The sequence below is a fragment of the Pedobacter sp. V48 genome, from assembly GCF_000523515.1.
Classification (GTDB): domain Bacteria; phylum Bacteroidota; class Bacteroidia; order Sphingobacteriales; family Sphingobacteriaceae; genus Pedobacter.
Map to the genome: position 1 here is coordinate 307,423 of NZ_AWRU01000001.1, position 20,911 is coordinate 328,333.

Sequence of the window (20,911 nt, forward strand, 5' to 3'; positions counted from 1 at the left end):
ATGTTGTCTCTTTTATTTGGTGTGTTTCAGAATAATCATCTTTGCTTTTTGACCTGCAGGGGCTGATGCACTGGTGCTGCCAACCAAAGCAATGGTATAAATACCCGGCTCATGGTTGGGCAAACCGCCTCTTACGTATAAATCTGGTCGGGCAATAAGGTGTTGTCCTGTTAATACGGGTATATCACTTGCCCAGCTTCCAGGAATTACACCTGGCGCAGAACGGAAAGCCATAATTTTATATGGAATGTTATCCTGATCACTTTGTACATAGGGCGCTTGGGTGGTAAAAACACCTGGGGTCAGGTTATTTACTGCTGCCGGATTCTTATTAAAATTATGGAGAAAAGATTGTCCGTTGTCTTTTGTAAAAGTGACATACGGTAAATCAGGACAAAGGTTAAGAAAACGGATACTGAAAGGATAGTCCAGCTTATTGCGCACATAAGTGGCGTCATCTGTGGCCGTATTACCCGGAATTACCCTGCTTAAATCGTTAGGCACCGCACTAATGGTTGCCTTACCACTGGCATCAGGATGAATCCATAAGGTAAAATTAGTATTGGGATCTAGTGCCAGCTGATTTCTTGCCAATACATTTCCCGTAGCATCCTTAGCCTCGATCGTATAATTACCGGTTATATAATTCTGGTAATCTGTATGTTCGGTATAGGCCAGCGCATTTCCCAATGCATTTCCGTTCAGGGTTATTTTAACTCCATTTATGCCGGTCAGGGTATTCACCGCCTGCACCCTTGCATAGGTTACATTCAGTGGCTCACTGATGTCGTTCAAAATCGTGATGGCATTCTGATACCCTGAAACCTGTTCACCAGGATTACCATTTAAATAAGGGACATTAAAATTGTACGGGGCAATAACAATGGTATAAATCCCTCCCGGCACAAAACTTTTAAATGCCGTAAAAGTTAGGTGCGTGTCTTCAGGTGGCCAGCCACGGACAGAGGTAAGGGTTGATGTTGCCGGAAAAATCGGCATCTTAGTAGTACCTGGCACCTGAATCCCGGCTGGGGTTAACACCTTCAGCTGCGCTGTAGTATAGGGCAGTTCGATATAATCAGAATATTGTCCCGGCAAAATGTTATTGGTCGTAGGACTTACCAGTGTACCATCAGCCCATGCAAGGCTCATTGGCCCTACCAGGTTCTCCATATCGCTAATCTCAATAGTTGAAGAAAGATTGAGCAGCCTTACTTTAAACTTAGCAGGATCTGAGGGAGAAGAAACCGCACGCGGAATTTTAAGATACTTCGGTTCTCCGCCCGCAATACGCTCTGTAGCGAGCAGGTAATAATCCATAGCCTGTACTGCATCTTCCTGGAGATCGATCGCTAGCTTATCACCCGGGGTATTATAACCTCCTATTTCGGTAAAAAAGCGGGCCTTACCATTCTTTAAAAGCGATTGAGGAATGTTCCAGGTTGACCCCAGTTTACCACCATTTTCAGGAAAATATTTAGTACCGGACACTACTGTAGATATTGGATCCGTTGGTAAAAGATATTTATTATTGGTCAGTGTATCACCATCCATTATCACCTGTCCATAACCTCCCAGGTTTACGATACGCAGTGATGAACTTTTACGAGCATCTGTGATCAGCCTGTTGTCGTACTCAAAATCCTGCTTTTCCTTTTTACAGGAACCTAGTCCCAGCAATATTAAAAACCCAAGGAATAAGGGCAATTGCTGAATGTATTTTGTTAATTTCTTCATCTTTAATACAAATTATAAGTGAACCCCATCATAAATTCTCCCCCACGTTTATAACTGCGGTTCAGGTACTTATTTCCATACCATTTACCACCGGTACCGGGGTTGGCATATACGGTTTCAATAGCAGGGTTCAATAAGTTTTTAGCATAACCCTTAAAAATTACGCGCTTTGTTACCCGCTGACTGAACACAAAATCCAGCATAGGTACCGGGCGGGTATACAGATCCGGCTCGCCGGTTAAATTAATCTGTATCAAACGCTCACCTACCATATTAAATGTTCCGGTAAGGCTGGTACCTGATTTTTTATTATCGTAATTTATCCAGCCGTTAATGGAAAAGGGTGCCTGCTCAAACAAAGGGCTGTTGTCAGGCGTATGTCTGTCTAACGATCTGTTGGCCTCCAATCTTTCCGGTGATTTTTTGATATCACTCTGTGCCAGTAAAAGGTTAGTTCCTGCAAAGAAATTGCGAAATGGATCCCAGATCTTACCCAGATCTTTTACAATCTCGAATTCTACCCCCCATACCTTACCCACGTTTGGATCATTTTCAAATCTGATGGTTGGATATTCAGGATATGTTGCTGCTAAACCACTGGTTTTTAAGCTAAACACCTTATACAACTGATTTTCAATCCTCTTACCAAACAGAGACACAGCGATAACCTCTCCACTATTAGGAAACCATTCCCACCTAAAATCCAGGTTTTGAGTGTATTGATTGATCAGGTTGGGATTACCCACAACCAGTCCCATTTGGAAAGCATCAAATTCAAATACATTGGTAATCTCTCTTAATTCGGGCCTGGCCAGTGTGGTATTAAACCCTGCCCTGAAATTCATATTTTCCTTAAAATTATAAGTGGTGTTCAGAGAATAGTAAGGCTTATAACCAGGTTTATAAACGGAGTTAGGACTCATTAAAGTAAGCGGGATATTGGTACCCGGCGCGGTTAAGGCAGGATCCAGGAATACACCAGCGGTATCTACCGCCGACTGGATATTGGTAGATTCGAAACGAACACCACCGGTTAACCTTAAATCTTTTGTTACTTTTAAATCCAGCATGGCATAAGCCGCCTTGGTCTCAAAAAAACCGGTATAGTTGTTTGGCGATTTCTGACTGTTGTACAAAAAGCCCCCTACCGGACTTGCGCCTTCGCCCATGCCTGCAGTTGGTGCGTGAATTCCAATAATCTCATTGCTCACCAAACGATCCAGGTTTCCGGAAACCGTATACAATGGCAAAGATTTGTTGGAAGAGAAATTAGACCCTGGTAAGAACAACACATTCTCTGTAAATACACGGTCGCGGTTCAGGTAATTAACCCCAGTTTTTAATTCCTGCTTTTGTCCGAATAATTTAAACGGCACCGATAAATCAGCCTTATAGTTGTAATTGGTTTCATCCAGGTTCCTGTAACGACGACCATTGGGCTCGGCCTGAATAATTCCATAGGCCCCAAAGCCGTTCACATAACCAGAAGAAAGTGCATATAAATGCGTGCTGAATACCTGGTCCGGATTGGTGTTACCATTGCCGGTGGTAGGGTTACCATAATACCCACCATTACGTGGGGTATAATCTGCCAGGGTTACAAACCGGTAATCCGGATCATTCTGACCTGCTTTAGAAGAGGAAATGTTATAACTTAATTTAGGCGAATAGTCTGATTCCAAAAACTTATGCTCTCCCTGAAGGTTAAAGGTATTTAGTGTACGATAACTCTGTTTTAAAGAATAAATGGTACTTTTCACTTCTCCTGGCAACCCCGTATACTGATAACTACCATTCATATTGGTGGCTTGTGTTTCGCCTCCCCAACTACCCAGGTATTGCATACTGATTTCATTTCGGGCATCGAAGCGATAGGTTAAACCACCTAAAACACCGTAATTAAGTGTTTCGTTACCGGTATTTTCCTTATAGGTTTGGTAGCGTCCCATGTATAGATTGTTCGGAGTGATGTAATTTGGAATATTTCTAGGGCTGCTTACCTGCGGATTTCCGGTTACCACACCTTGATAGATACTGTATTGCTGAATATCACCACCGGAAATATCTGTAGTACGGCGATAATAGTTACCGCCGGCTATAACACCCAGTTTGTGCTTTTTAAACAGGGTGTAGCTATTACCAAAAGTGGCAGAGTACAACTGGTTTAATGGGGCCTGTTTATACCTGGTAGTCAGCACCGGATCAAAGCCCTGCATTATCCCATTAATGCGGCCAACTTCCTCCTTTGCTGCGGGACTGTACCCGCTGTTGAAGATCATATTCTGGATCTGGTTTAACCCACCCTTATATTGTGTGGCCAGGTTTAAGAAATCAGCAGACAAGTTCTTTTTATTGATCTTATCGCCCAACAAACCCATATCGCTGTTATAGAAACTATTATACTGACCACCTATCCCGATATTTGAATTAAAACCTGATTGAATAATTACATTCACCACCATGCTATCCGGTACAGACTTGGTTTTCAACTCTACAATACCCGCTGCTGCATCTGCAGGTTTATCAGGTGTAACTGTTTTATAAATTGTCACATTATCTAAGAGAGAAGCAGGTACCAAATCGAAAGGAATAGAACTTCTGTCCGGATCAGACGAAGCCAAACGCACACCATTCAGCTGACCAACTACACTCCTGTCTCCCAAACCACGGATGGCCACATACTTATCATCAGTTACCGTTACTCCAGGCACTCTTTGCAGGGCCTGTGTTGTAGTAATACTTGCGGTACGCTCTATCTGAACTGCAGATATGGCATCCTGTACAATGGCCGATTTTTTACGCTCATCGAGCACCGCCACCTCCGTATTTGTCTTTCTACGGGCCTGAACAGTTACTTCCCCTAATTGTGTAGAGGATGATTTCAGTGCTATTTTTAGCTCCTTAGTGTTGGCATCAACCTTAATCTCTCTGCTCTGGTAACCGATGTAAGAAATCACAAGTATTGCTCCGCCCTCGGGCACGGTAATGCGAAACTTACCATTCATATCCGTAGATGCACCACCACCCATTGTTTTAATGCGAATGCCGACACCAATCAATGTTTCACCCGTTTTCTCATCTACAATTGTTCCTGAGATGATTATAGGCACGGGCTTTTTGGTAATTACAACATACCCCTCAATTACCTTATACTCCAGGTTGGTATTGGTTAAAACTTTGGCCAGCGCATCAGCCACAGTAATCTCTGCAGCATCTATGCTTATTTTTTTTGTGATTTTATTTAACAAGCTAACCTGGGCATTGATCTGTATGTTCGATTGTTTTTCTATCTTACTTAAACAATTTTCGACACTTGCATTTTCCAGCTTAAGCTTAATTTTCTGATTCAAATTCTGACTGCGAACAGAACTGGCACACAGCACTCCAATAAATGTGAGGTTGACAGCGATCAGAAGGAACGAGCATTTCATAAAGAAATAAATTTTATCTGTTACCAGATTGTTATTAGCCATCTCGCTAAACTTCTTTCCGATGATAATAGCACCTTTTAATAACATGCTAATAAATCGAAAAGAAGAACGCAGATGTAATCCTTTTTGCATATTTTTGATCATTACGGGTTTTCGCCAATGGCGGATATCTGTTAATATTTATCGCTGAGCTGATGCGTCTTCGAAAACAACCAGCTCTTTGATGATTTTTGCGTCCTCCTTTGCGGGAGGGCGTTTCTTTTTTTTAGTCCAGGTGTTACATATCTTGTCCTTTCCGATTAATTAATAGTAATGTGATTGCCTTGAATATGATATTTAAACTGCCCCGAGACACTTAAAATCTTCATTAGGGTGTTGATAGGCACATTTGCCGTCAGATTAACTTTTAACAACTTTGAAGCGGTTTTTTTGCTTTTAAAACTGATTTCCACGTCATACCATCGCGCCAAAATATTTGCGATTTCTGATAGAGGGACTTTATTAAACACCAACCGTCCATCCTTCCATCCGCTGATATCCTTAACCACTGCAGCACCTAATGTTTTTATATGATCAGTTTCATTCCATGTTACGGTTTGTCCGGGCATCAATACGGCAATTGATTCTGTTTTTTTAGCGCTGTGCCTATCCACGCTAACCTTACCTGTACTTACGGAAACCGTAACCGGCTTATTAATAAATGCATCTACTTTAAAAGAGGTACCTAATACTTTGGTTGTGATTATTCCGGTATGAATAATGAATGGTTTCTTTGGGTTTTTAGTAACTTCGAAAAAGGCCTCGCCTTCCAGCTCTATTTCTCTGGTACTTCCATTAAATTTTTCTGCATAACGCAATTTGCTCTCAGGGCCAAGATAGACCTGTGAGCTGTCAGGCAGCGTTATAATCGTTCTGCGTCCGCTAGGATTATGTTTTTCTACATAAGCAACTACTAATGGCTCGCTACTTCTTTTAGATGTAATAACCCAAAGTCCGGCTCCAATAAATAATGTTGCCCAAATTGCGGCGTATTGCCAATTCGTAATTCTTTTTATAAAGGGAATAGGCGTAATTTTTTCGACGGTCGTTTCTGTGTGTAAAGATTCCCCATCAATCCGCTGATGTATTTTTCTTTTCCACTCGGACATTTGCTGCGCATCGCCGTCTGTATTATCGGCACCAATTTCACCTGACCACTGTTCATTCCACACTTCATCAAATAGTTGCTGAGCATTTTCCTGCTTAAGAAAGTCTCTTACTAATTTCAGTTCCTCCTGATCACAGAGGCCGGCAAGGTATTTTTTAATGAGCGCCTTATCTATTTTTAAATTCATTGTATCTATCCTTCACCTACAAGACACCAGGAAAGCTTAGGCAGGGTGAGCGGAAATGAAAAAAAATTAAAAAAAGAAAATAACGGCCAGTAGGATAGTTATGTCGATGTGTTCTTTCAAACTCTCCCGCAGATATTTGAGCGAAACCAGCATCTGGGTTTTGATTGTATTGACGGAAAGGTTCATGCTTTCTGCAATTTGTGGATAAGTCATTTGTTCTTCACGACTTAGTTTAAAGATTTTTCTTCGTTGTGGACTTAGCTGGCTTAGTTTCAACTGGTATACCTGTTCCAACTCCTTGTATTGGAGACAGTGATCTGCTAAATGCCCAACAGTTGCCGCCTGCTCCTGCAAAAAGCTAATGTCTGTGGTGAGCAGCTCCTTTTTGCGGAGGTGATTGAACATCACATTTTTCATTGCTGTGAATAAGTAAGCACTGAATTCTCCATTGATCTGCAAATCCTTCCTTTTTTTCCAGATATTGAACATTAAGTCCATAACCAACTCCTCGGCCACTGCAGCATTTTTAACGTAATTCAAGGAGAAATGGTAAAGTTTAGCAAAATACCGTTCAAACAACTGGTCATATGCCCTCAGGTTGTCCTGGCGACATTCTTCAAGTAGGAATTGGTCGGATAATTTCTGGTAATCTTTTGTCATTCGCTGAACAAATAATTCTTTCAGCAAAACTAAATGTTTAAAAAACCTCCTGCATTACCATAGTGTTAATTGTAAGATTGTTCTTCGGGTTTTATTGATATCTACATCTCAAACGACATTTCAATCTATCTTTAAAGGGGCAATTTTGGTTTATACGTTGTTAAAAGGCCTAAAATATCATCATCACTAATTAGGGCTGGGTTATTGAACTGTTTATCCAAAAGATAAGCAGGGATATCAAAAGAGTCTCTGGTGGTAATCACTGAAATCCCTGCATTTATTTTTCTATATGACTGATAATCACCTATTTCTGACTCAAGCTCCTGAACTTTCATTAGCAGTTCATAAATTACATATACAGAGAATTTCATGCTATAAAATTACATGATTTAAATAACATTAAATTATCATTTCTTTAACAATGGACGCTGTTATGGATAATATCCTGGAAAAGGACGTTAACTTTTTCCTATGGCTATTAAACCTTAACCATTGTTTTCAGCATCTTTATCGTTGATTTACTGTCGATAAACATACTGAGTTCCATGGTTAAGGTATCAACAAAACTTTCGGATGCCAATCCAGTCTTGATCCAGGTAAAACCCTGAAGGAAGTTATCTATGATGAACCAGTCTTTATCGCTTACAGTCAGTTTATCATCAGCAGTTCCCATTCGTGCCCAATCATCTATATCGCCATTGAACTTTTTATATACCGCTATCATTTTATCTGTAATCATTTGCCGTTCCTCCATGCTTCAAAATGCACCAAATTACTTTCAGTATTTTTGTTAGGCAGATAATATACTGCTGCTGACTGTTCAATAAGCACATCACTGGACGGAAACTCGTCGCCGTCATGCGCCAGGCGCTTATTGATCTTGCCCTTATAATCGATACGCATACCAAAGGGAAAGCACTCATCTGGCTTGTTAAGAAGGAATTTTGCTATTGAACAACTACGATTCAATAGCTCAATAACCTGAATAGGGATGGAATTCATGGTGAATTGAAATAAATAATCAGCCTAATATAACAGTTTGCAACCATTCCTCCATATTCATTTTAAGCATCTGCTGTTCAGAACTGAACAAGCCATATCCACCTTAAATATGAGTAGGTTGAAAAAAGCCATGTAATGCATAGCTAAGAGGTAACACATGATAAAAATTTAATACTGAATTAATAAACGGGCTTTAGCTTTGTCGTATAAATATTTGGTTAGTATTATATGTTTAAGTTAGTTGATAATGAAAAGCTCGGGTGGATGTCGGAGCTTTCCATATTAGGTTTTTAATATGAAAGTAAACACTGTTTTAATTGTATTTGTGGTGATCGCTTTAACAGCGCCAATCCTTTATTTGTTTCGGTATATTCAGATGGACAACGACCCTTTGGAAGAGGAGATGCTCTGGATCTGAGAGATTAAGATCTGCAAGAATACCTATTTTGCTGACTTCACATTAAACTCACGAATATCTCTCGCGTTATTAAAAGTTGCCAGACAACTATCCAACGGCTGGCCTTGTTTATAAATGCAATCGCAGAAGATTTCGCAAGCTGCTGGGTTTTTACTGCCAGCACACTGATTTCTGCAGGCAGCTTCAGAATTGCACGGGCCTATCGCAAATAAATAGAATGTACCGAAGATGACAGCGGCTAAAACTGCGAAGGAAGCCCCAAAAAAGACGAGCCTAAGGCGATTGCCCAGCGGTTTTTTGAATACAGTCGGCGATGCCACTCTGGGCTGCCCAAATGGCAAAACGTGTTTCAAACGGTCATAGTCCCAAATCAATAAAAACAGATTTGCCAGTACCATCATGGTAACGAGCCTGGTCCCTTCAAAGCGAGTAGCATAGGTCAGTACACAAATATTGACAATCATGGGAAAATACATCAGTGCACCAAGAAGGGAAGTTTTCGGAATCAGTAAAAATACAGCAGTGATGATTTGGGCAATTCCTATAAAAGTATAGTAATAGCCTGTCAATTGTAAGGCATCGAAGTAATGCCCTAAAGGATTATTGGACGGCAACCCGGCGGCGAACCGTTCACCCATGACTTTAACAAAGCCGGCAGGAAGAAAGCCAGCTGCTAAGGCTACGCGGCAAAAAACAGCAAAGTTTTGAAACCACTTGTCAGACTTTGCTTCGTAGTACAGTTCCTCAAATCTGCTCATGTTTTTTACGAGGGATTATGTTGCTCAACAGAAAATGAAGAACCAATGCGATCACAGTCCAGTATAAAGCACAGGCAAGCATCCGAATCGGTGGTGCCGGGTCCGGATCATTGAGTATTGGTGCCAGGGGCCCTACCAAAACAACTTTTACAGGATATATGATTGTAGCCAGGGTGCGCTTCCAGGCTATTGATGAGTCAGTTCCCGGGAACCACTCTCCGTTTACGGGTTGCAACAGTAAATTAGTGATAATAATAAAGGCGAACGCCGAAACAAGAAAGATGACAACAAATCTTGTTCTTGAAATTTTCATGGTGTTAATTTTATACTTTGCAGTATGCAAGTTAATTAAACAACTTTGAATTTCAAAGCACTTTTAAAAATATATCGACGAGTGAGTCATTCTTTTGCATAGTTTAACTGACATTAGCTTTCGACAAGTAAATGTCTGACGGGAAACCCTCTTATCTCGTTATTTGGAACAGCTGCATATTTCATCAAAAAAGGTGACCCCTCTATTTTGGTGCAAAGTAGCCGGTAAGTTGATTGCCAAGTAAATAATTGACATAAAAAAAGTGGAACCACAATTGTTAACGAAGGTTAAGAATTTAATAGGTAACGAATATTAAAACTCATTCCATTTTTTTTTTTCATTCAACCCTTTCAATAGGCACTTTATTTTGGATCCAGCCGGTCAGTTGGCAATTGAACGCATTGGAGACATTCTTTTTTCATAAACAAAAATGAAAAAGGGGAGATATCATATTTCCGATTCGGGTATTAATGTTGATGGTTCGCGTAGGTAAAGACTGCCGAACAAGCGTTATGAATTTGGACAAAAAGTTACTTGCAATGGTAAAAGAGGTAGCCGTACAGGAGCAATTCTTAGCGATTACAAGAGTGTCGCTTTAAGTAACGCAAAACCTTAATTTTTAGTCGATCTTTTGAAATTTTCAACCAATAGCTTGGAGTTAGAATCAGAATTCGTGGCAAAATACAGAATAACCTCCAGTCTAACATTAATATAGCCAACTACACTTACGTTTTGATCTTTTTTAATAAAACACGGAAATCACAGGTATAAAATACATTTATAGAGTTTTGATTCCTGCCAAATCCCTATCCCTTTCAATGAAAAGCAGTATATGATGTTTTAGAGATTCCTTAAATGTGAGTCTTATTTTTTCGTTGAAATGGAACTTGTTATGCGAAAAAAATCAAAGTCAGCCGCGCCGCCTATATTTTTTGTAGCGTAATTAAACAAAGCAAAACGATAGCCCATGAAATGTGGGAAAGTATAGGCCATTTTTAATTGTGTGCCCAATGGCATCCACGTTTTCCCGTCCAGGCTATAATAGAAATCTGCTACATCTTTTCTGTTCCTAAAATTACATTCCGCCTTAAAGTATACTACCTTTTGGTTTAAGGGGATTCTTTGTCCTTCTACAGGTTTTCCGGTGCTTGCATTGATCATTACTAGTGCTTTGCTATCCCCTGTTATTTTGACACCAGCCAATCCATATTTTTGTTGCAGAAGGCCCAAGCCTGCAAAATCACCATCTTTCATTTTAGAAATGTCAAGCGAAATTGTCCCAGAACATACAGGTCCGATAGTGCGTTGTGTCAATGAGTTTTGTGCCATCTCAAAATCGATGTCAATTCTACCAGTGGTGAGTCGTAGATACCCTTTCCGCTCTTTAACAGACCACAGGCTATTATCCGGGTTATGGTTCCATTGCCACGCCAGCGGCAAAGTAGGGTGCCCTTTTTACGGGTAAACTCGTCTGAAGCTACAATGCCTGGGATCAAACCTTTAGCAGCCGGCAGATCGAGTGTATCGGGCACTTTGCCTCTGGTGCCTAAAACGGGCCATCCATCCTCCCATTTTACAGGGACCAAATAGGGTATACGACCCACCGCGCCATAATCACGGAACAGATAAGAATACCAGGCCCCGTTTGGCGCTTCTACCAGCCCTCCTTGTGCCACACCTAAATCCTGGAGGCCAATTCGTCCTTCATACGGACCGGTAATTTTATCTGCCCGGTGTATGATAACAGTGCGTATGCTGCCTGGTGGCCATGTAATATTGAAAAGATAATATTTGCCGTTTATCTTAAACAGCTGAGAGCCCTCCGGACCGAGGCCAGCGCCGCCCGAAGGCGCGCTGGCCTTTTCAATGATAACCTGGTCCGTTCCTCCAGGCTTTATGCCCGAAAGGTCCTTTTTCAACTCAACTAACCTTAAATTTCCGCTCCCGCAAACCATATAAACCTTCCCGTCATCATCAAAAAACAAGGAGTGATCACCCAGGTCGGGGGCAAATGATCTTGCTTTCCACGGCCCTTTTTCGATATTCCTGGTAGAATAGATATAAGTTTTGCCCGTGGTTTGCGCAAATGTGCTTACATAATAGGTGCCATTATGGAAACAAATAGAACTTGCCCACGAACCAGCCCCATATGCGTTTTTGCCATTTGTAAGATTTAATGCGTCAACATTTGCTAAAGTATCATATGCATAATTCACCAGCTTCCAGTTCACCAGGTCGTGAGACTTCATAATTGGTACACCGGGACTCATGTGCATCGTTGTGCTACTCATGTAATAACTATTGCCTACACGGACTACTGAAATATCCGGTACATCTGCATAAATAATGGGATTAATGGCTTTTTGTGCGTATATACACGGTGCTATCAGGGAGATAATTAATGCTGTGGCGCATAACCTGTAAATCGTATTTTTCATGTTGACATTTAAGATTTTCATTCTTACCTTATTTTAAATTATTTTAATAAATGAATTTCCATTCATCAAACAAAAAATCCTCTCCATTAAATACAAAATAAATGTTCTCTACTCCTTTATCTATTTTCAGTTCTATTTTCTTTGAGAGCGTGGTCCATTCCTTTACATCACATATAAGGGAAACAAGAGGCTTACCTTTAAGATTATTTACATAAACATCAATTTTACCTTTTCCTTTCAACCTGGCTTCAAATTTGGAAGGAATCTGTTTGCTAAAATTAGCTCCCCGGACCATAAGACATTGTTTATCTGCTTGGCCTTTGACAACCATATTACCCGGACTACCAACAGCTTCGAACTGGACCTGTCCCGAGGTGCCTCCAGTGGTTTCTGCTTGCTGAAGAACAAATGGATTTAATGGGTTAAGCTGTGATGGACCTTTAAAAGTTGCTTTGCCCATGCTGATATTTACATTCTCTTCATCCACCTGCATTTCTTCGATACCTACATTACGAAAACCACCCTTAGTGCCAAAATAATCCTGCAAATACATGGCATGGTAGGTAATGTAATATTTCTCTTTAAACTTGAACAGGTGAGTATGATTGTTTGTCCAGGGGCCCACATTATCTTCGCCAGTATTCTTAAAGTAATTATCACGATATTTCCAACTACCCGGATTTAAGGGTGTTTTACTCGTCATATAAGAAATGCCGCATTTGGTGGGTTTGTCAATGTTGTTATAAGACCATTCTGTACGTTCTTCCCAACTCGTATTATAGGTATAAACCCAGGTTCCATTGATAAAGTTAAGGTCGCTTGCCTCAAAATAATAAGGAGCGGGTATCTTAGCAACATCGCTAGCCAAACTAATCATATCTGCTCCTAACTTAACGATTCTGGCATTATCTGGCATATATTTCGTTTTAGGTGTTCCGCCTCCAAAAGTCAACCAGCCTGTACCTTTATCGTCAATAAGAACTCCGGGATCGAATGGAGCATCGACATCCACACCAGGGACAGAATGGTCGACTATGTTCTTTCCTAATGGGTCGCTCCACGGGCCAACGGGAGAGATGGAAGTAAGCACGGCTGATCCACCACCGCCATTGGAGTAATACAAATAGAAATGCGTCTTACCATCTGCTTCCAGTCTGGATGTAATGGAAGGCGCCCAGGAATTCGTACTCCATGGTGCCAGCTTTGCCGTATTTATGAGGCCATGATAAGTCCAGTTGACCATATCATCGGAAGACATCATGACCAGTGAGCGGATATGTTCGTATGAGTTTTTCCCATTCTTTCCCACATGCTCATACTGCTGATGATCATTCGTGGCGTAAACATAAATCCTTCCATTGTATTCTACAGCTGTTGGGTCGGCCGTGAATATAAAATCTAATAAAGGATTCGCATTATTTGAGATAAGTTTCGGGGAAACATTTGCGAATTTTTCTTCCAGATTTTCTTTAACCTCTTTCAGTTTATCTGCATTGGTCTGAGCTTCTACATCTTTTTTACATCCCAAAAAAGAGATAGCGAAAACCGCACTTAACAACACTTTTTTTCTAAACATGTTTTTTTTATTTTACCTAAAAAACGGATACTCGTTAAAGGCTAATTTCAATTGATTAATTATGCTTTAAGCTACTTTAAGAGGCTAACCCTTCCCTGAGACTGGCGAACGCTTAACTAATCTCAGGAAAGGGAAATAACCTTACGCTATAATTCACACTATGCTGTTACTTAGATCCCGTCATAAGGGCATCTAACATAGGCTGGTCCTTCACCACATTATTCGCTCTGTCTAACATAAAACCTATCTCCCAATAGAAGGGCAGAATACCATTCGCTTTAGCCTGTTTGGTCACATAATATGTCCAGTCATTTACAGACTTGTTGTGCATAGCCAGATCCTTAGGAAGAAAATCGCTGTTATTGATGGCATTCCTCCTCCAGGCTGCATATTCACCAAGCAACACAGGGATACCTTTATCAACAAACTTTTCTTTCATCTTTTGGAATTCAGAATCGATCACATCCTCTTCTCCATAGGTAGCGTTGCGTTCTGGCTCAATAGTAGAATGATTCCCTTTCCCCCAGTAGTAAAACATTTTGCCCCAAGTTGCATCTCCACCAGTGAGTATGGTAAATGTAGCAGGCGTGTAGTCATGCACCTCGACCATCAATTTGTTAGGAATTTCGTCTATTGGCAGCGTATTCATCAAAGTAAAAGTTTTACTAGGGTCAGTGCTGGGACCCTGCACAACCAGCACCCGGTAACTGTTCCTGCCTCCCGTAGCGCGAACCGCCTTGATGAATGTTTGGTGATAACTATTGAGAATGGACATCTGCTCAGCATTTTCAACCGCAGGTTCATTCGTGCCGGCAAAAATAAGATGCTCATCAAAATCACGCATGGTTGTAGCAATCTGCTCCCAAAGCGCCTTTAGCTTCGCATTAATAGACTCTTGCTTTTCCGCATTGACATTATTTTCAAGCCAGCCATTATCTCCGTGGGTATTCAGCATCACATACATATCATTATCCACACACCATCCCACCACTTCTTTCACCCGGTTAAGCCATGCCGGGTCAATTTTAGCTTTATCCGGATCGCTTAAATGAGTCCAATTCCAGTTACACGGAATCCGTACAGTATTGAATCCCAATTGTTTTACAAATTTCACATACGACTGGGTCAGTTTACTATTCTGCCACTCCCCTTCGACTGGGGATTCCATGGTATTGCCAAAATTTATTCCCATATGCATTTTTGCTGCCAGTTGTACCGCTGTACTGCTCATACCGGTTGCATCGGGTGCTTGGGGTGAGGTATTATACGTTGGATATAAATTACCTATTTGCGTAATCTTAATTCTCCTGGCCTGGCCATTACGGGATGTAATCGTCACAATGCCATAACGCGGTGCACCGGTACCATTACTGGAAAATTTCAAGCGCAACTGTGTAGAACCCGCTTCGCCCCTTGTGCGACCGATCTCAATCCAGGGTGTCATGTCATTGATAGTTGCTGTCCATACCTCGTTGCTGCGAATGGTCACTTCTGTACTATCATCTTCCGCCTGCGCTGTAACATCCAGGGCAGAAACTACGAGTTCTGCCGGAACCTCCGGCTTCTTACAGTGTGAGCAGAATAAGGCGAGAACCGTCAGAAAACCTAAAAACATCCTATGACTTCTATTTCTCATATTTATAATATTGTTCATTTTTGTTGGTTTATATTTTATCTTTTCACCACCCTCAAATTGTCGATGGCTTTTTTTACAACCGATCTTTTGAAAAAGTTATTTCAGCGTACGTATTGTCAAAAACCGGTTTTCTTTAACTTCAGTCAGGTCATTTTTCTTATTTGTGTCCTAAGTGCATACTGAACAAGGGTACAGCCAGAAATTGCTTATTTTTTCAGTCTCTGCAGCCTACATTTTCAGCAACGCCCACTGCTGGTTACGTCCTCCATAGTAGTCCCATTGATTAGCACTGCCGCCGTTATTCAGCAAATAGCCTGAAATTTCCAGCGCCTTTCCACTATTTACATTGATCAATTTATAGTATCCGTTGTCAGTTGCCTGTATTGACCATTTTTGATTATTTCCGCCTGAATAATCCCACAAATCCGCCTGACCGCCATTGGCTACTGACCAGCTATCGATCTCTAAACACTTGCCTGAGACATGCATTGGCGTTAACCTGTAATAGCCGCTGCCTGCATCTTCAACTTTAAACTGCTGATTTGCTCCTGCTAAATATTCCCATTGATCGGCCAGGGTATGGTTGGCCGTCCCCCATCCGGCGAACTCCAGTGCTTTAAAACTATTTCTATTCATAATCTGATAGACACTTCCTACCTGAATTCCGGGCGATGCACCGTTTTGCTCCCCTTGCACAAGAGCAGCTAAACCTTGTTGATCGCCCACCGTGTTTGTTTGCCTGTTCAAGATTGCCCCTGTGTCCCAATAAAAAGGAAGAATGCCGCGTGACAACGCCTGGCGTGTAACCTGATTTAAAAAATATGCTCTGGAAGCCTGATTGAGCGTTAGCGCATCGCCTGTCAGCGACGACCGGGTATATGCTCCGAATTCTCCCAAAACCACAGGAATGCCTTGATCAACAAACTTTGTTTTCATCGATTGGAAATACGCGCTTAGGTCGGCTTCCTCTCCCCAGGTGGAATTTCTCGAAGGATCGGTGGTGGAATGATATCCGGACCCCCAGTAATAAAACATATTACCCCATGATTGGTCCGAGGACATCAGACAAAATTGGAAAGGGGTATAGTAATGAACTTCAACCATCAGGCGATTGGCTACCTGGTCTGTAGGAAGCGTGTTCATCAGATTATTTGTTTTTTCAATATCTGTTGAGGGTCCCTGGACAACCAGCACTCTGTAACTGTTGCGTCCTCCAGTCGATCTAACTGCGTTGATAAACGTTTGATGGTAAGAAAGCAGGACGTTCATCTGGGTGGCATCCTCTACGGCAGGTTCATTTGCACTGGCAAAAATTAAATGTTCATCAAAACCACGCATATGTGTCGCAATTTGCTCCCAAAAAGCTTTTTGCTTGGCATTGACTGCAGCTTGCTGGGCGGGCGTACAGTTGTTCTCCAGCCATCCACCATCCCAATGTATATTTAATATCACATACATATCTTTGTTAACGCAGTATTGAACAACCTGCTTAACTCTGTTGAGCCATACTTGCTGAAGCTCTGCTGTATTGCTGTTGGCCATATATTGATCCCAGGAGCAGGGAATCCGAATGGCGTTGAAACCGCTTTTTTTAGCCAGATCGACATATGCCTGGGTAACCAAAGGATTACCCCAGGCGGTTTCGCCACCTATTGCTTCGAGTGTGTTTCCGATATTCAATCCCAATCGCATTTTGGCAGCGAGCTGCGCTGCTGTGCTGGCCACTCCGGATTGATCCGGCGGAAGCGGCGAAGTGTTGTAGCTGGGGTAGCTGGTGATGGTTAAAGCATTCATTGCTTTTGCAAGAGACTGTTTCTCGGCCGGACTTCCGAGTTCTTGCTTGTGGCACCTGGTAAACATAAGGATGATTACGATACCAAAAAGATAATTTAGTGTTCTCATATAGGGTTATAATTGGTTTCTTGTAAAAAATCAGTCGGCAGAGGGGCATTTTTTTGCCTGGTGTTCTGATTTTGAATGCGGTTTGGATCTGCCGGCGACGGTGTTCGCTTTTGATTTGCTATAATTTCCTTAACCAGATATTGCGATAGCTGATCGGCTCACTTTTATCGCCATGGCTCTGTAATTTAATTGGTGAGGCGCCATGCTTTCTGTAGGCTGGCTGGCCAATATAAGGGGTATCCCCTTTGAGCATGGTCGCATTCTGAACGAGAATGCCATTGTGAAAAACTGTCGCTACAGCCGGTGATTTTACAGAACCATCCTCGTTAAAACGGGGAGCCGTCCAGGCCACGTCATATGTCTGCCACTCTCCTGGTTTTAAACAGGCATTTACCATTGGTGGCGACTGTTTGTAGAGACTACCCGCCTGCCCGTTTACATAGGTCTTATTGGTATAATTATCCAGCACCTGCAACTCATACCCACCTGCACCCCAGGGAAGCGCAGCCAGAAAAATACCGCTATTGCCCCGACCCTGACCAATTCCTGTTATATTTTCCGGAATCCTGTATTCAATGTGAAGCTGAAAGTCCATAAATTTCTCTTTTGTCTGGATATCACCCACGGACTTATCTACCGTCATGATCCCATCAGCTAACTTCCATTTTTTTGTTGAAGCAGTATCTCCGGAATTCACCCACTGACCCAGATCTTTCCCGTCAAAAAGAACTATGGCATCTGAAGGGGCTCCCCCATACAGCTTAGCCGGACTTACCTTTGCAGGTACCGGGGTCCATATTTCCGTATCTTCTGGCTTTGCCGGTTGCTGTGCCTGAACAATCAGGGAATTTGTTACGAGCATCCCAACAATTAATATTGATCGTTTCATATTATCGATTGATTTTCTTTAGCTATTGATGTGTTATTTATTTAATGATTTGATCCAGGTCGCAATTTTGGTAACCTCATCTTTTGGAACATTGGACATAGGCGGCATCGGAGTGGAATAATCCGGCCAATGCTCTGGTTTAGGCGTATAAATCAGGCTTATTAGTTCCTCGACCGTATATTTTTTGGTAGAAATCTCTTTAAAAGACGGGCCAACTTGTCGCTTCTCTGCATTGTGACAGGCAAGGCAGGTATTTTTAGCGAGAAGCCCTTTCACCTGATCGTAAGTTGGAATTTTTGTCGTTAACATTTTTTTACCCGACAAGGAAGCTCCACTTTGTCCCGGGGACAGTTTGTTAACAGAAGATGAATTTCTGGTGCTTACTTCGGTAAGGCTAAGTGCCTTTCCTTCCGGGATATTGTTTAAAGTATAATATGCTGTTGGATGTACAAGGCTATAGTAATTCTCCTGCGAGCGAATCCCATTTAAGGTGATATTGTGAACATATCCTTTGCGGAGGTTGGCTACGATAATACGGGCAGTCAGGCCATCAGCTGAAACGCGAACGCCTTTAACACTACACTTCTGGGTATTGACCGGGGGACTTCCATACACACTGTGGTATTTATAAATGAAGCTTTCCACTGAATAAGAAGCAAGATCCAAGGCATATTTTTTATCAACAGGTTTGGTAAATTCTATTTCAAACCCATCAGGCATGGCTTTGATGCTGAGCATTTCAAAAGGGGTTTTGTTGTTCCAAACCAGTCGCTGGATCCCCTCTGTGGCCTCACCGGCCGAACCCCATCCCCGGTTGGTCTCCCCGGCAAACAACGACCCATCCTTTCCCCAGGCCAGACGAACGATACCCGACTGAAACCCACTTCTGAAAGGCCACGCGGCCCCCTGATACTCACCGTTTATCTTCTCCATAAACACACGGCTAACCATACTCTGTCCCTGATCGCCCACCAGAAGCTGTCCAGCAAAAGGACCAAAGGAACCTGGAGGAATTTTTACAATCTCAGAATTTGAAATACCCAGAATTCCGTGAGGTAGCCACACTGCGGGTATTTGCAGTTCAGGAAAGTTCTTCTTCATATCCATCTCGGTTACCACCTTTGCATTCACATCGTTCTCTGGCTTTACACTGTTCCCCTTGCTATCGTAAATCATTTTTGTTTCATTCTTAGCAAAGAACTGTTCTGTGGTAAGTTTTATTGGAGAATGTGGTAAATTAGCCCACACCAAGCTGGATGGATGCCCCATAAATGCGCCTTTTTTCACTTGCATGATACTTCCAGAGCCAACCCAATCCCCCTGATTATCAGTATAGAAAAGCTGATCATCAATCATACTAATTCCGCAAGGCGAGCGCATACCTGCAGCCCAAGGCTCGACTCTTCCATCTTCAAAAATATGAAGTGCCCAGCCCCTCCATGGAACCATACTTATCGGGTTCCACCAGGTTGGCGGAAATCCAAGATTCAGGGTTACAAAAAAAGATCCATCGGCAGCTAGCTTAGGGCCAAAACTATACTCATGGTAATTTCCTGACAATGGCCATGCATAAACAGTTTCAAAATCATCCGCCACTCCGTCGTTGTCTGTATCTGTCATTTTAGTAAGTTCCCCGCGTTGAACACAATAAAATGATCCGTTTTTGTAGGCAAGCCCTAGCACCTCATGAAGACCCGAAGCAAACTTTTGGAATGTTGGCTTCAGTGAAGAAGGGTTTTTCACAATGAAAACATCGCCCCTTCTGGTAGTGACCCCCAAATCGCCGTTAGGCAATGTACAGAGTCCACCTACTTCGAGAATTACTCCTTCCGGAGCGGGCACTTTCATGATCTTAAAATAATCATCTTCCTTTGGAGATTCTGCCTGGGCTAAGCATATTATTGACATCAGTATAAATGTCATCATCAACAGGCACGAAATACCGTTTTTATAATAATTGAAATAAATATTCATCTGGCTATTGGTTAAAAAGAATGGAGTAAATGATCTTACCTTGGAACGGAACCAGAAGTTCCTGAGTTCCTTGTATGGTTCTGACGACAGGTTTCAATGCCTTCTCATCCTCAACGGTAATGGAATAAGCTTTATCTGAAATGACATATTTACCATCTTTCTGTTCGATAGCATTTGCTCTGGCAAGGCACAAGTATAAATCTTTGGCACTTCCCTCTGCTTCGATTTCGCGCCGGATGCCCTGGCTACCATCAATAACCCTGGTCATATCCTTAACACTTAATCCGTAAATCCGGTACTTAAACACTGGCAGACCTGATGCATCAAGTGTATAGCCCTTAGGTTTGAAGCCCGACCCAGTTGTGTCTTTTTTTAATTCACTTTGTAGTGTTGCTAACCGCTGAATCTGTGGTATGGCATCACCGATCTGGATCGCTTTTCCGAGTGGCCGCGAAGAACCATCTCCTCTATCATGCCACATTGGTGTTGCATCCAGAAATTCCCCTTTCCACAATAGCACTAATTCGCCATTGTCGGCGTCGTAGGTGTAATGCACTTGCATAGGACTACCTATGCTGATGGCATGCGAAACTCGTTTACCACCATCAAGATCGATGAAACTACGGAGCAGGGTATTGCGGTCTGCCTTAATGATTATTGGGTCGACTTTGGTCTCCTGCGCAGCCGCCGGCCGGCTAATTAGAAAACAAAAGGCCGATGCACCGGCAACAAAAAAATAAGAATATAAATTCATGCTTATCTGTATAATATTTGGTTAATTAAGCGTATTGGTTTAGTACTATTTTCAAAATTAGACTACTGATTAGCACACAACCTATCAAT

At 42.0% G+C, this 20,911-nt stretch carries 17 protein-coding genes; all 17 read right to left on the reverse strand.

Annotated features, from left to right (window positions below; genetic code table 11):
• Window positions 1–12: 12 nt before the first annotated feature.
• The gene (locus N824_RS01150; RefSeq protein ID WP_048903285.1) at window positions 13–1,737 is read right to left on the reverse strand and encodes a DUF4397 domain-containing protein; all 1,725 of its coding nucleotides are present in this window, start codon (window positions 1,735–1,737) and stop codon (window positions 13–15) included.
• Between the two features lie 2 nt (window positions 1,738–1,739).
• A complete protein-coding gene (locus tag N824_RS01155; RefSeq protein WP_235206953.1) occupies window positions 1,740–5,300 on the reverse strand; it encodes a TonB-dependent receptor in 3,561 nt (1,186 codons plus the stop codon).
• A gap of 167 nt (window positions 5,301–5,467) precedes the next feature.
• A complete protein-coding gene (locus N824_RS01160; protein WP_048903286.1) occupies window positions 5,468–6,502 on the reverse strand; it encodes a FecR family protein in 1,035 nt (344 codons plus the stop codon).
• 66 nt (window positions 6,503–6,568) lie between these two features.
• Window positions 6,569–7,189: an RNA polymerase sigma-70 factor gene (locus tag N824_RS01165; RefSeq protein ID WP_152541958.1), complete on the reverse strand. Its 621-nt coding sequence runs from the start codon at window positions 7,187–7,189 to the stop codon at window positions 6,569–6,571.
• A gap of 104 nt (window positions 7,190–7,293) precedes the next feature.
• Entirely contained in the window at window positions 7,294–7,533 is a 240-nt protein-coding gene (locus tag N824_RS01170) for a hypothetical protein (RefSeq protein ID WP_048903288.1), read from the reverse strand.
• Window positions 7,534–7,640: 107 nt separating this feature from the next.
• Window positions 7,641–7,901 (reverse strand): hypothetical protein, encoded by a 261-nt coding sequence (locus N824_RS01175; RefSeq protein WP_048903289.1) that lies wholly within the window; start codon window positions 7,899–7,901, stop codon window positions 7,641–7,643.
• Window positions 7,898–8,164, reverse strand: a complete 267-nt coding sequence (locus N824_RS01180) for a hypothetical protein (protein ID WP_048903290.1) — start codon at window positions 8,162–8,164, stop codon at window positions 7,898–7,900. The genes N824_RS01175 and N824_RS01180 overlap by 4 nt, the downstream gene beginning before the upstream one ends.
• A gap of 441 nt (window positions 8,165–8,605) precedes the next feature.
• The gene (locus tag N824_RS01185; protein ID WP_048903291.1) at window positions 8,606–9,340 is read right to left on the reverse strand and encodes a hypothetical protein; all 735 of its coding nucleotides are present in this window, start codon (window positions 9,338–9,340) and stop codon (window positions 8,606–8,608) included.
• On the reverse strand, window positions 9,327–9,653 hold the full coding sequence (locus tag N824_RS01190; RefSeq protein ID WP_048903292.1) for a hypothetical protein: 327 nt from the start codon (window positions 9,651–9,653) through the stop codon (window positions 9,327–9,329). Before N824_RS01190 ends, N824_RS01185 begins: the two co-directional genes overlap by 14 nt.
• Before the next feature lie 864 nt (window positions 9,654–10,517).
• Window positions 10,518–11,051: a hypothetical protein gene (locus tag N824_RS33945; RefSeq protein ID WP_235206958.1), complete on the reverse strand. Its 534-nt coding sequence runs from the start codon at window positions 11,049–11,051 to the stop codon at window positions 10,518–10,520.
• Complete coding sequence (locus N824_RS01195; RefSeq protein ID WP_235206954.1) at window positions 10,964–12,112, reverse strand: glycoside hydrolase 43 family protein; 1,149 nt, start codon at window positions 12,110–12,112, stop codon at window positions 10,964–10,966. The genes N824_RS33945 and N824_RS01195 overlap by 88 nt, the downstream gene beginning before the upstream one ends.
• A gap of 22 nt (window positions 12,113–12,134) precedes the next feature.
• Window positions 12,135–13,667, reverse strand: a complete 1,533-nt coding sequence (locus N824_RS01200; protein WP_048903293.1) for a glycoside hydrolase family 43 protein — start codon at window positions 13,665–13,667, stop codon at window positions 12,135–12,137.
• Between the two features lie 166 nt (window positions 13,668–13,833).
• Entirely contained in the window at window positions 13,834–15,303 is a 1,470-nt protein-coding gene (locus N824_RS01205) for a cellulase family glycosylhydrolase (RefSeq protein WP_084498150.1), read from the reverse strand.
• Window positions 15,304–15,531: 228 nt separating this feature from the next.
• The gene (locus N824_RS28820; RefSeq protein WP_084498144.1) at window positions 15,532–17,205 is read right to left on the reverse strand and encodes a cellulase family glycosylhydrolase; all 1,674 of its coding nucleotides are present in this window, start codon (window positions 17,203–17,205) and stop codon (window positions 15,532–15,534) included.
• Window positions 17,206–17,323: 118 nt separating this feature from the next.
• Window positions 17,324–18,094, reverse strand: coding sequence for a DUF1080 domain-containing protein (locus N824_RS01215; protein WP_048903294.1), 771 nt, complete (start codon window positions 18,092–18,094; stop codon window positions 17,324–17,326).
• A gap of 33 nt (window positions 18,095–18,127) precedes the next feature.
• A complete protein-coding gene (locus tag N824_RS01220; RefSeq protein ID WP_200869784.1) occupies window positions 18,128–20,068 on the reverse strand; it encodes a c-type cytochrome in 1,941 nt (646 codons plus the stop codon).
• A gap of 4 nt (window positions 20,069–20,072) precedes the next feature.
• Complete coding sequence (locus tag N824_RS01225; RefSeq protein ID WP_052334034.1) at window positions 20,073–20,822, reverse strand: hypothetical protein; 750 nt, start codon at window positions 20,820–20,822, stop codon at window positions 20,073–20,075.
• Window positions 20,823–20,911 lie beyond the last annotated feature (89 nt).